Origin of the sequence: Prevotella micans F0438, from assembly GCF_000243035.1 — a bacterium.
In the GTDB taxonomy this organism is placed as follows: Bacteria; Bacteroidota; Bacteroidia; order Bacteroidales; family Bacteroidaceae; genus Prevotella; species Prevotella micans.
Window position 1 is genome coordinate 180,477 of the sequence record NZ_JH594523.1, and the last position, 12,140, is coordinate 192,616.

Below are 12,140 nucleotides of genomic sequence, written 5' to 3' on the forward strand. Positions count from 1 at the left end.
ACTAGTGTGTGTGTGTGTGTGTGTGTGTGTGTGTGTGTGTGTGTGTGTGTGTGTGTGTGTGTGTGTGTGTGTATTAGCAAATTATTTGGAACAACCAAACATTTAGCACAAAAAGATGCAGGGAAATCGAAATTTCTCTGCGCTACATTATTGCTATAGAATGATATTGATAACCGTTTCACGGTGGCAAAGATAAGTAGAGTTTATTTAATAAACAAAAACAGTGCAAAAGAATCATCTGTTTTATAGCGTTTTAGCCGGGCTATAATTTCGGCTCGTGGGTGCGATAAACCAGATAGTCGCCATCGGCATACACTGTGAACCTCGGGCCTAGAGCTTCGTTGAGCGTACCTTGCCACTGCTCTTTAAAGGGATAGGCCGGCCACTTCAAACCGTAGCTCGACAGCTGCCTACAAGAGATATTAAAGATGCTCACCTGCTGACCGGCAAATGAACAGAACTCTGTATTACCCGATGAAGGGCAAAACCAGCCATGGTCGGTTATCATCACCGGACAGACACCCAGCTCACGACGATAGCGCATAAGCAGCGAGATATTGCCCAACGTATGGTTTTCGCGCTTACCAGTTGCCCCCAGATATATGAAATTACGCTCGGAGGTTCGGGTGAGGGCGAATCGGGTGGCCTTGGTGAGGTCGTTATCATCCTGCTCATCGAACTGATGATATATCTCTTTATATCGTTCACGCAGCGAGGGCGATATAGAGTCGCCATCGCCTATCACAGCCGTGGGTTCGAGTCCGTACTCAATGAGCTCGGCTAGCGCACCATCGCACACATAAAGCTCTTTTGCTTTACGAAGAATAGCGAGCGGTACTTCATGCCTAGGGAAATCGCCGGCGGCAAGAATCACCACACCGTCAGACGGGAGTTGCCCCTCGTGCCGGATATCGGCCTTGTAATCGCGCTTCCATTTGCGATAACCCGCCACAGCTATCACAGCATATAGAGCATAGAGAACGGCGGTAAAAGGTATATCCTTATATATATATAAGGTGGAGAGTTCAAGGTCGACAACAATCCATATCCACCACTGCTCGATATATTTTCGAGCCAGAGCCCACAGGCCAATAAAGCTAAGTGCATTGCCGAAGCTATCGAGTACCGGTACAGTGGAGTTAGTAAACTTCACGAGCACCAGCCAAAGTGCTCCCCAAAGAACGAAGAACACAGCGGTAGCAGGCAACACCAGTCGACGTGGGAAATGCGAAACAGGCAGTTCTTTCTGTTCGTGCCTGCCTAACTTCCAGAACAGGAAGCCGTAAATAGCAGCAAGAGCGTAATAAATCTGCATTCCAAAGTCGGCATACAGTCCGGCCTCGTAATAAACGAACATATAAACCACAGGCATCACGATTCCCGTTAGCCAAAGCCATATACTAGCCTTATATTCCTGATAGATGTAAACCAAGCCTATGAGCGTGCCCAATAGGTCAAGCCAGTGAGTGGATATGAATTCCTGCATCAGAATCGAAGTGTTATACTACCCATCATATTAAATCCGGCCATGGGCATAAAACCCAGCTGCCAATAGCGATTCTGAGGTGTGTAGTGAGCCGACTGACTGACGGCTGTATAGGCCCATCCACTGGCGGCGTAGTGATTATTGAAGATGTTGTTCAAGTCTAGACCTAAGAATATTTGTTTCAGGCCAAGAATTGTACGATGTAATCCGATGTTATACGACAGGTTTATATCAGTTTGCGAATAGCGCGGTAGCGACCGGTCTTTATTTTCAGTGTTGTCGAGATATTGCCGGCTCACGAAGTTAGTGTGCCAAACAGCCTCGAGCGATTTATAGTGGAAGTTGATAAACCCGTTCAGGATAGCCGACGGTGAGAATGAAAGCACCGAGTTATCATAGTGCACAACGGCAGGATGCTTGTCGTCGTCCCAGTTGTCGATGTATTCGTCGAAATCTTTTATTCGATTCGTACTCAAAGCAGCGTTGGCCTCGAGGGTCAGGCACGATAGAGCATCCCAGGCAGCGGTGATTTCAGCTCCCATACGATAGGAGCGGGCTATATTCGTTGTGAGATTCTCGCCGATGTCGCTTTTCTCACCAGTTTGCACGAACTGGTCTTTATAGTTCATGTAGTAGAAGTTCACACCTGCTCTTGCACGCGGAGCAGAGTATTGATAGCCCAGTTCTGCGTCCAGCAGATGCTCGGCTTTCGGTGCAGGATATTTTCCGTTGTCGGTGAAATTACTACGTTCGGGTTCTCTGCCGGCATAGGCCACCGAGGCATAAGCACGATGCGGCCCACTATGAAAGCTTATCCCAGCCTTAGGGTTCCAGAAATTATATGTGGCACGAATATCGAGTATCTGGTTCAGGAAGGTGCCATCAGCCTGCTTGTAAAACTTATCATTACGTCCATCGGTGGTGTAGCCCACATGGCGATATTGCACGTCGGCAAACAAATCCAACATGCTACTTGCATGATAGGTTGCCTTGGCGAAAGCCGAATAATCGTTCTTGCGTGCCTTAGAGTCATAATATCGGTGTCCTGTGAAATCTTGTATCTGTCCACGATTGGCCACGTAAGTGAGATAACCGAAATGACTGCCGCGGAATTGTTGTAAGTTCACCCCGCCGAGAACATCCCACTGTTCATCGCGATAATTCACGTTGTAAACCACACCATAGGTATGTTGAGACAGTCCCTTCTTCCGCACAAAATCGCTCCGCTTCACTTTCTTACCATTCACGTCGGTTGCAACGAGTCCGAACTTGTCGAACTTATTATTTTGGCGGAACTCGCTGTAATACCCGTAACCGTAGGTGTAATGAACGGATAGGTTATGTGTCCAGTGTTCGGATGGTTTCCAGGCGGTCGAGAGAATATTATGGTTCTGATAGAAGTTATCGGTTGTTCGCCTCCATAACGAACCGCCATCCATCGTGTAGCGTGATGTTTTATAGTTGCCATTCGCATCCTTGACGAACTTCCGGTTAACATCATCGAACTCCAAGCTTTCGTATAGCGGATTGAATCGCCCCAGCCCATGGGCATAAATATCCTGGTAGGTTCGTATACCCTCCATCATTAGCGACCCGTCGCTGTTTCCTGCCACTACGCCATTCCATGCCTGACCGGTTTTCTCGAAGTTGCCTATGTTCTTATATCGCACCTGAAAGTTGTTGCCCAACCATGTCAGTCCGCCATAGTATGAGCCCGACCGGCCGGCTGTGCCGTGTAAATATCCATCGGTACCGGTTTCGTGATACGCTCCGTCGAAAATGAATCCTTTACCTAGCAATCCGGTGGAGAAATTCAGACCGGTGTTATAAGTATTGTAGGAACCATACGAGCCACTCAACTCCAACTTAGGTTTCTTTGAGGGCGTAGCAGTGGCTAACGAAATGGAGCCTCCGAAAGCTCCGTCGCCGTTAGTCGACGTGCCTATTCCGCGCTGTACCTGCACGCTTCCAAGTAGGGCACTGAACGAATTCATATTTGCCCAGAACACTGTTTGGTCTTCGGGCGAATTGAGTGCAACGCCATCGAGCGTAACGTTGATTCTACTTCCGGCAGCCCCACGAATACGCATAGCCACGGTTCCGGTTCCGAGTCCGTTTTCGCCCCATGCCAGTATACCCGGTGTTCTAGTCAGCAGTAACGGAAGCTCACGCCCGCTGCGCGAAAACTTTTGCAGTTCGCCCTTCTTGATGTTAGCCACAGCATAGGGCGCATTTTTCTGTGCACGCACACCGGCCACAATAACCTCGGCTAGCTCTTCATGCGTGAGAGTGTCGGCGCTGTTTTGCGCCTTCGTTGCAGCCACACATATAAGTGAAGCTGCAAACATGATGAATTTCTTCATGTTTGTGTATTATGAAATGATTATTAAAAGGGGAGAGTAAAAATCCCTACGTCGGTATTATCCGCATCAGGTTCTCGGGTATATTCTCAGCACCGCCCAAACGAGCGAGCACCCCTTAGCTTCCACTCTGGAAGCCGGAGGCAAAGGTAAGATTTTATGACGAAACCATATTCCTCCCTCTATCACGTCTCTACAGCCCATCAATAGTTGTGTTCTATGCAACAATAGTTCTAATCAATGAACTATTCGTAATTCCGAACAGGATGCTATCATAACTTTGCGAGCAATTAATTAGTCGGCCGATTAACTCGGCGGGCATAACAAAAAAAATAAAAGGTATATAGGCATATGAAAAGTAAAGTAATTGCATTCTTAGAGTTTGCGTCGAATCTTCGCCAAACGGGTTTGAACTTAATCCGTGTGGCTATACTGATTGTTTTCGTTTGGATAGGCGGGTTGAAATTTACCCACTACGAGGCCGACGGTATCGTGCCCTTCGTGGCCAATAGTCCTTTCATGAGTTTCTTCTACGCCAAGGAAGCTCCGGAATACAAAGAATATAAAAATAAGGAGGGCGAACTGGTACTGAAGAACCGACAGTGGCATGAAGCTAACCGCACTTATACGTTTTCCTACGGTCTTGGTTGTCTCATCATGTCGATAGGCATCCTGGTGTTCCTCGGAATGTTCTGGCCCAAGGTTGGTATTTTCGGCGAACTGCTGTGCATAATCATGACTATAGGTACGTTGTCGTTCCTGGTAACCACACCAGAATGTTGGGTGCCCAATCTTGGTAGCGGTGAGCATGGATTCCCGTTGCTTTCGGGGGCAGGCCGACTTGTAGTTAAAGACACCGTGATATTGGCCGGAGCTATTACATTGCTTTCCGACACGGCAGGAAAACTCCTAAAGCAGTTCAAAAATTAGTCTACTTGTACAGTTAAGGAAAACGTTCGGGGAATATCCTCGAACGTTTTTCTATATCCAAATCACAACCGCAAATCCTAGAGTAATCTTCTAACATGCCTATCTTTGCACCTCTAGAAAATATTAGTATTAAGAAAACCGAAATGCAAAAAAAACTATTCGTTCTGCTCTACATCTGGCTAACTGTTGCTATGACAACCAACGCTTCGTCGACAATCCCGGTTAAGGGAAAAATAATACAACCCGATAACCCCAACATCTGCTATGTCGGGCGAATTTCGTTCAGCAACCCTCTGCGCCCTACTTTCAATTGGCCGGGAATCGAAATCGCCGCCCGATTCACCGGTACATCGCTAAAAATGATTGCTAAACCGAAAAGCGGATATTTCGTTTGCTCCATAGACGGAGCCGAACCTTTCAAGGTGAGCTTTAACAGCGAAAAAGATTCGGTAGTGAACCTAGCCACAGCCCTGCAAGACCGTGACCATGAGGTTCGACTAACCTACATCATCGAAGGTCTGCAGCGACACGCCGAATTCTTGGGATTCGCCATCGATGAAAACGCCACAATCCTTCCACCACCCATAATGCCCGAAAGGAAAATAGAATTCATCGGGAACTCCATAACATGCGCTTTCGGAATAGAAAGTATCGACGGTCGAGACCCCTATGAAGACGAAACCGAGAATCATTACCTAAGCTATGCCGCAATAGTTAGCAGAAATCTCAACGCCCAGCATTTCGCAATCGCACGAAGCGGACATGGAGTGTACAGAAATTACAACGGACCGCGCGAAGGAACCCCCACCAATCTACCAGGCGAATACGCCTACACCATTTTCGAAGACTATAACGAGAAATGGGATTTCGCACGCTGGACACCACAAGTTGTGTGCATCAATCTGGGCACGAACGATTTCTCTACAAACAACTACGACCCTGCACGATATGAAGAGGCTTATCGTAATTTCATCCGTACGATTCGAGCTTATTATCCCGACGCCGCAATCGTTTTGCTCAATGGGCCGATGCTAAAAGCTCGCGAGAATAAACTCCAAGCCTCAATTCTCAACAAATTACAGCGAGAGTTTCACAAGCAGGGCGATAAGCATATTTTCCGTTTTGAGTTTTCATTCCAAACGGGCGAACTGGGCTACGGCGCTTGCTACCATCCAAGTCTCAAGCAACACGAACGAATGGCCGAAGAACTCACCCCATTTCTCCGACAAATAATGAACTGGTAGCAATAAACCCCATCGTCCCACCCACTCGGCCGTTAGGCCGAATGGGCATAAATATCCAAACATAACAGGGTCAGGGAAATGTTATGAGGCTCGGCCGATAGGCCGCATGTAGGGACAGACCCCGTGTCTGTCCGATACCCATGCCAATTCGGTCTGCCGACCGCATGAGATTTTTTCTGCCCTGTTCTGCACGAATATTTATCCTGTCTTGGTGGATGGACAGGTGGGTGTGTCGGACAGACACGGGGTCTGTCCCTACACCTGCGGGCGTTCCGCCCGAATTGGCATCTGTTGGGTAGAACAAACATATCAAAGGAGGATTTTGTTGGGCTTATATAAAGATTTCGGGGCCTATAAAAACGGTCGACCTGCACGCGTCGTCACGACGGATGCAGGTCTTAATGATTATATAAACGATTTATCGTTCTTCCCCGGATTCGGGGAGGGAGGGGAAATTATTTTCCCCCTATACTTTATCTTCTCCGGGGTCTTCTTCTCGTCCGGGTTTCGGTGTTTTACCGTCATCCGGCTTTTTACCGTCGTCGGGTTTCTTCGGATTGGAAGGTTTCTTGCCATCGCCAGGCTTTTTCGGGTCGCCCTCGCCGGGTTTCTTATTATCATCTTTTTTCTTCGGATGGGCGAGAGCTTCCTCTTTGTAATGCTTGATTTCGGTGTTCATCTGGTCAATGAAGGTAGAATAAACAGCATCTCCTTCAACAACTGCGAGGGCGTTCACCTTTTGAACAAGTGTGCGATAGGCTTCGTCGCTTGCAGTGCGAGCGCGTTTAAGGTTGCCGATAATCACGAGAGCCTTGGCATGCAGACGGTCTTCGGTTATACCACGCAGTTTATCGTTCACATTCTTGAGCTCGATAATAGTGTGAGTAAGACCTAGCTTGGCAATTTCGGTTTGATACTTGTTTTCAAAATCGCTAATCAGGTTAAGCAACAAACCTGTTTCGCGGTCGAGTTGCATGGTGATTTTGATGTCGTAATCCTTCAACAGTTGTTTAACTACTTTCGCTGCCTCCACTGTTTCCTTGTTCGGGAAGAGCATATAGGCGTTTACAGCTTTCACGATGGCACGATAGATATTGTCGCGTTTACGGTCGGCCTCTCGAATGTCGTCGGATAGAAGACTTTTTTGCGATGTCACCAAAATTCGATCTTCCTCCTGCACTGCTCGTTCGAGCATCTGCAATTCGTTAGCAACTTTATCTTTTACCGCAGCGTCGGCTATTGCACGTTTATGCGCATTAGCTACAAACAAAAAATGAGCTCCATTGTTTAAATGCCCAATATCAAATCCTTTGATCTGTTTCATAGTTTATAAGTTTTAAAATTTATGATGCTGATACACGGCTTATCCGTGCGTTTTCTTTTTTAAGTCTAAGAGCGTGACACTCCTCGCTATTTCCGTTCAGATTTTTACTAGAGCGTGGCGCTCCTGACTGTTTTCTTTTGAAAAGCCACTAGAGCGTAGCGCTTCTCGTTGTTTCCGTTCAGATTTTTACTAGAGCGTGGCGCTCCTGGCTGTTTTCTTTTGAAAAGCCACTAGAGCGTGGCGCTTCTCGTTGTTTCCGTTCAGATTTCTATTAGAGCGTGACGCTTCTCGTTGCTTCCGTTCAGATTTTTACTAGAGCGTGGCGCTCCTGACTGTCTCAATATATTTTTCACTAAGAGGAGACGGTAACCTGACAGATACCAATTTGGGCGTTCCGCCCGAATGTAGGGACAGAATCATTTGCTACAAATCCAGGTCGGTGTCACCGTCAATGTCTTCATCGTTACCCCACTCGTCTTCGGTAGAACCATCACGTCCGGGAGCGGCGGTTGTGCACAAGAACTTCTCTTCTTCGACTTCGAGCACCTCGCACCAAGGGGAAACATATAATCCTTTTTCGTCAAGGAGTTGACTGACGGTTTGTTTGTTTTCTTTATTCATAACATCGATTTTTAATAGTTTACAAATGCTCGGACTCTGTAACGCGGATAGGTGAATTCGGCCAACGGGTCTTTGAGGTCGGCGGTGATATACATTTTGTTATTCGAGTTTGCTGTGAAGCAGAAAACCTGAGAAACAAAATTGGGCTCTGATTGTTGAAACACGGAATTGATATACTCGGAGCTTGTGTAATAATGATGCCCCTCTCCATTAGAATACCATAAAGGCATGCCACCGGCTTTTACAAGGGCGTAATTAACTATTTGAGAGCTATAGTTGGCGACGGCAAATCGGTCGTAAGTGCTTGGATCAGCCGGATTAGCTATTGTGAAATTTTGTCCGAAGCCAATGTTGAGATGAAGCCAATACCATTCATAAGCACTTGGAAGAAACCATTTGTTTTCGATTGCCAGGAAAGTTGCGTTATAAGGTAAACCCAAGCTTTGGCATTTACGAATCATTGCGTCGGGATATCTGTTACCGGCCCAATAGAAAGCGGGGTATAGTTTATTGAAATTCTTTCCTTTTATCTTCTTGGCGGGGTCTGTTATAACTTGACCCGGTCCTCCAAATTGCCAATTGAAACCAGTACTGCCATTGGGAATCCAAGTCCAATAATAACCGCCATGTGTGTCGTAGCTTATAGCATTTTGCCAGGAAGTGAATACTACGTCGTTGTCTCTCACCTTAACAAATTTAGGTTCTACTTGCCGTACCCATGCTGTGCTAGACCAACTTGCTTTATTTGCTTGTTCTTGCACATAAGTTGGAGGATTTTGGATAGATGGAGTGTAAGCCTCGGGGTAATCCCAAGGTGCAGCATCGAAGAGGCCCATTGCTAGATGGTCGGTTATACAGAGAGCAATAGGCAGGCGGTTGCCGCGGTCGCGCAGATAGCCGCTATTACCGTCCTGGAAGAGATAACGGAAGTTGGGTACTATGCGAATCTTTAGAGTGTAGGACTTGTTTACAACAACATTACCTATGCCCGACGAGAGTTTTTTTGCTGTAAAAGAGTTCATAGCCTTTCTATAGATCGGCGAAGGGTTGAGGAATGTCATTGCTATCTCACGGAACGGGGTTCCGGAAACAAAATAGGTATAATCGTTGCTTACCGAGGTATTGAAAGTTACTCCCAGGCCGGCATCGGGTTCATCGGCCGTTCGGGTGTAATAATGCTCGGGGAAAGGAAGCGGAGTGGGCGAGGCCGGTGCATAGGCATAAGCGTCGGTTATGAGATTATAGGTCATATCGTGTGATTGTGTGCCGGTTGCAATTCCGAGCCTCGTTCGCAAGTCGACCGGGAGGGGTGTAAGCGCCATCAGTTTAGTTCGGATTCGTCCGCCGGCATGGGTCATCGAGAATGTTATGTGCTGATTTTCTCCGCTCACGTAGACATCTTTTGCGAAGCCTATGAGTGCGCCACCAACATTTGAGTGTGGAATGGTGAATTTGTTGTTTTCGGCAGCCACATGTTCGTTGCAGCAATAGAAACTGTAAACTCCGGCGGGCAGGGATAACTGTCCGGCTGAGATTACGTTCCCACCCGAAACAACGAAGGTGAACATGCCTTTGTTGACTCCGGCTTTATAGGCAAAAACACGATAGGTCCCATCGCTTAGCCCAATCTTCGATGCTCGTGTTGCGGATTTAGTATCAGGCTCAAGAGTTAATTCAGCTTCGATACCGTCGGAGAGGTCGACGGTATCTTTGATAGTGGGTTGAGTGTTGCGAGTATCTTCTTCGATATCTACCCCGAAAGGAAGTTCGTTTATGGAGAAAGTTATGTTTCCCGCTTTGACCGTTGTGTTTCCCTCGGTCGGTTGCTGTGGCAGAGGGAGATTTTGTTCTTCGTTGGTGCATGCTGTTGTAAGTACTGCCAGGCAGATGATTGACAATAGATGCTTGTTTATTCTTCTTTTCATCATAATCGTGTTGTTATTGGTGATACTTCTTTTGAGTTATAGATCTACTTCCATGTCGTCGCCGTTCACGTCGATATCCGGATCGCCTGCCCAACCGTCTTCGCTCGAACTACCCGGGTTGGGATGTACGGTTGTATTTTCAAACACAACGAAGGCTCGCACTCTAAATGCTTTCGTGTAGTTGTAGGGCAAGCCTATGAGGTTCTTATTAGCCGGTGAGAGAAAGAAATAGAAGTCGGGACGTGTGGTTATTATATAGGCTTGGGTGGGAATGGGCCCTTCCGTACTTGTCCAGTAATAGCGCCCTTGCGGATCTGTGTCATCCCAAAGCGCCCATCCGCCAGCCGAAATGAATGCGTGCTTAACAATTAGTATGTTATACCATGTACTTATCGGGATTCCGCTCGCTACTCCGCCCGGAACTAATAGTCCGTTGTGGTTGCCAAAGCCGAGGTTATCAAGTAGTACCATCCATTCGTTAACGCTTGGCAGAAACCATCGTCCTGTTTGTGCAAGTAAGTCGGTGTCGTAAGCCTTTCCTTCATTTTGGCATCTGGTTAGCATATCCTTCCGATAGGCATCGGCCCAATAGAATGCAGGATAAGTTTCACGCTTGGCACCCTTTGAGCCGTTATAAGCCGGATTGGTGTGGTTGAGTGTTCCGCCAGCAGCCCATGTCCAATGTGCTCCACTAGTTACGGTTGTTATCGCGTCGTTCCATTGGGTAAGCGAGAAGATACGGTCGTTGTCCTGCTGTCCGGTAACTGACCAATTTCCTTGCAGAACTCCACCTGAAAAATATGAGGGAACAAAATCGCTATTCACATGCGAATCGTATAGCGCAACACCCAATCGTTTATTTAGCACTAATGCAACAGGAATACGATTGCCTTTGTCGCGAAGATATCCAGTGGTTCCATCTTGAAAAAGATATCGGAAGGCCGGTTTGAGTTTTACGCGCAACACATATGAGTGTCCAGCTAACATTTGTTGAGTCCCACTATTTATTTTCAGCGCACCATAAGAACTCATGGCCTTGCGATAGAGCTGCCCGGAGTTAGTGAATTGAAGCATGAGATTTGTGAGAGTGTTGTTTTGCAGCATATAGCGATAGTCGCTGCTTTCCATTGCATATATGTTCGCTAAAAGAGTAGGGTCGTAGATATCGGTAGCAGCTGTGTAGGCCGTGGTCGGAAATGAAAGCGTACTCTGTTTCGAAGAGGAATATGTTCCCGTTGGAATGTCATATATCACATCGCCGATTGCACCATTAGGAGTGGAAATCAACTTAGCCTGCACGTCTCCAGGAAACGGCATCAGGGCTGTTAGTCTTGTCTTGATGCGGGTTCCAACGTGCTTAATCGGGAAATTGACGGTTTTCTTTATGCCGCTCACCTGAACGTTCTTAGTTATGCCTATAAGAGCCGTGCCGGCATTGTCGACTTCGACCTTGAACTTGTTTTCTACTTGATTGAATTCAACTTTGTCGTTGCAACAATAGAAATCATAGGTGCCTTGTTGCAGAATGAGTTTTTCGAGATAGGTGATATTTCCTCCACTAACGGTGAAACTTATCTTTCCTTTGAAAGTGTTGGCCTGATAAACCATCATGCGATAGGTTCCGTCACTGAGTCCATTCTTCACTCCGCGAGTTACGGGTAGCTCTTCTTGTTCGAGAGTCACTTCGGCCTCAACGCTTTTGCTAAGCACAACGGTGTCGGTCATTAGCGGTTGTTCGGCAGTACGAGTTTTCTTTTCGATATCTTCTCCGAATGGCATTTCGCTAATATCAAATTTCACATTTCCCAAATCCACAACAGTGCTATTTTCGTCTTGTGGCTTTTGGGGATTTACTTGTTCTTCGTTGTCGCTGCTACATGCCGGAAGTAGGGCAATAAATAGCGCAGTACATAAGACAAGGAACAGTTTTCTACTTTTCTTCATAATTCTACATTTAAATTTTTGAGATAAAAATCCATTATTATTTCAGTTGCTTGATTGGTGGCGAAAGAATATTTGCACTTGTGGAAATGGGGGGATATTCCGTGCGAGAATCGCACGGGTTTTGTGGAGAAAATAAGCAACTATTTTCTCTTATATCGTTTCCCGAAAGGATACAAAAAACGGCACGGAGAATCCTCTCGGAATCCCCGTGTATACTGGATTTGCGACACGCTTCGCGCGCGCGTATGAAAAAGCTAATTAATAGGTCTGGCCTGTGTGTGTGTGTGTGTGTGTGTGTGTGTGTGT

At 46.8% G+C, this 12,140-nt stretch carries 8 protein-coding genes and 1 pseudogene; 2 read left to right on the forward strand and 7 right to left on the reverse strand.

Annotated features, from left to right (window positions below; genetic code table 11):
- Positions 1 to 262: 262 nt before the first annotated feature.
- The 3 genes and pseudogenes from HMPREF9140_RS10855 to HMPREF9140_RS08625 all read right to left on the reverse strand — a co-directional run bounded on the left by HMPREF9140_RS10855 (position 263) and on the right by HMPREF9140_RS08625 (position 3,849).
- A complete protein-coding gene (locus HMPREF9140_RS10855; protein WP_238300906.1) occupies positions 263 to 910 on the reverse strand; it encodes a thiamine diphosphokinase in 648 nt (215 codons plus the stop codon).
- Between the two features lie 6 nt (positions 911 to 916).
- Positions 917 to 1,486: pseudogene (gene pnuC, locus HMPREF9140_RS10860) on the reverse strand (nicotinamide riboside transporter PnuC); the annotation flags it as partial.
- Positions 1,486 to 3,849 carry a TonB-dependent receptor gene (locus HMPREF9140_RS08625; protein ID WP_018572031.1) on the reverse strand — a complete coding sequence of 788 codons (2,364 nt, stop codon included), beginning with the start codon at positions 3,847 to 3,849 and terminating at the stop codon, positions 1,486 to 1,488. The gene HMPREF9140_RS08625 and the pseudogene pnuC, both read right to left, overlap by 1 nt.
- A gap of 348 nt (positions 3,850 to 4,197) precedes the next feature.
- Between HMPREF9140_RS08625 and HMPREF9140_RS08630 the strand changes: the two genes are divergently transcribed.
- Both HMPREF9140_RS08630 and HMPREF9140_RS08635 read left to right on the forward strand, forming a co-directional pair.
- Positions 4,198 to 4,776, forward strand: coding sequence for a DUF417 family protein (locus tag HMPREF9140_RS08630; protein ID WP_006953340.1), 579 nt, complete (start codon positions 4,198 to 4,200; stop codon positions 4,774 to 4,776).
- 143 nt (positions 4,777 to 4,919) lie between these two features.
- On the forward strand, positions 4,920 to 6,020 hold the full coding sequence (locus HMPREF9140_RS08635) for an SGNH/GDSL hydrolase family protein (protein ID WP_006953341.1): 1,101 nt from the start codon (positions 4,920 to 4,922) through the stop codon (positions 6,018 to 6,020).
- Positions 6,021 to 6,486: 466 nt separating this feature from the next.
- Here the strand turns inward: HMPREF9140_RS08635 and HMPREF9140_RS08640 are convergent, their stop codons facing one another.
- The 4 genes from HMPREF9140_RS08640 to HMPREF9140_RS08655 form a co-directional block, all read right to left on the reverse strand.
- Positions 6,487 to 7,344 (reverse strand): DUF6261 family protein, encoded by an 858-nt coding sequence (locus HMPREF9140_RS08640; RefSeq protein ID WP_006953342.1) that lies wholly within the window; start codon positions 7,342 to 7,344, stop codon positions 6,487 to 6,489.
- 423 nt (positions 7,345 to 7,767) lie between these two features.
- Positions 7,768 to 7,965, reverse strand: coding sequence for a hypothetical protein (locus HMPREF9140_RS08645; protein WP_006953343.1), 198 nt, complete (start codon positions 7,963 to 7,965; stop codon positions 7,768 to 7,770).
- 11 nt (positions 7,966 to 7,976) lie between these two features.
- Positions 7,977 to 9,893 carry a hypothetical protein gene (locus HMPREF9140_RS08650; protein WP_006953344.1) on the reverse strand — a complete coding sequence of 639 codons (1,917 nt, stop codon included), beginning with the start codon at positions 9,891 to 9,893 and terminating at the stop codon, positions 7,977 to 7,979.
- Positions 9,894 to 9,926: 33 nt separating this feature from the next.
- On the reverse strand, positions 9,927 to 11,834 hold the full coding sequence (locus tag HMPREF9140_RS08655) for a hypothetical protein (protein WP_006953345.1): 1,908 nt from the start codon (positions 11,832 to 11,834) through the stop codon (positions 9,927 to 9,929).
- Between the last annotated feature and the right edge of the window lie 306 nt (positions 11,835 to 12,140).

Excerpts from the sequence above, each read along its gene's own strand:
- HMPREF9140_RS08625 (WP_018572031.1), bottom strand. The coding sequence starts at position 3,849 with ATGAAGAAATTCATCATGTTTGCAGCTTCACTTATATGTGTGGCTGCA.
- HMPREF9140_RS08630 (WP_006953340.1), top strand. The coding sequence starts at position 4,198 with ATGAAAAGTAAAGTAATTGCATTCTTAGAGTTTGCGTCGAATCTTCGC.
- HMPREF9140_RS08635 (WP_006953341.1), top strand. The coding sequence starts at position 4,920 with ATGCAAAAAAAACTATTCGTTCTGCTCTACATCTGGCTAACTGTTGCT.
- HMPREF9140_RS08640 (WP_006953342.1), bottom strand. The coding sequence starts at position 7,344 with ATGAAACAGATCAAAGGATTTGATATTGGGCATTTAAACAATGGAGCT.
- HMPREF9140_RS08645 (WP_006953343.1), bottom strand. The coding sequence starts at position 7,965 with ATGAATAAAGAAAACAAACAAACCGTCAGTCAACTCCTTGACGAAAAA.
- HMPREF9140_RS08650 (WP_006953344.1), bottom strand. The coding sequence starts at position 9,893 with ATGATGAAAAGAAGAATAAACAAGCATCTATTGTCAATCATCTGCCTG.
- HMPREF9140_RS08655 (WP_006953345.1), bottom strand. The coding sequence starts at position 11,834 with ATGAAGAAAAGTAGAAAACTGTTCCTTGTCTTATGTACTGCGCTATTT.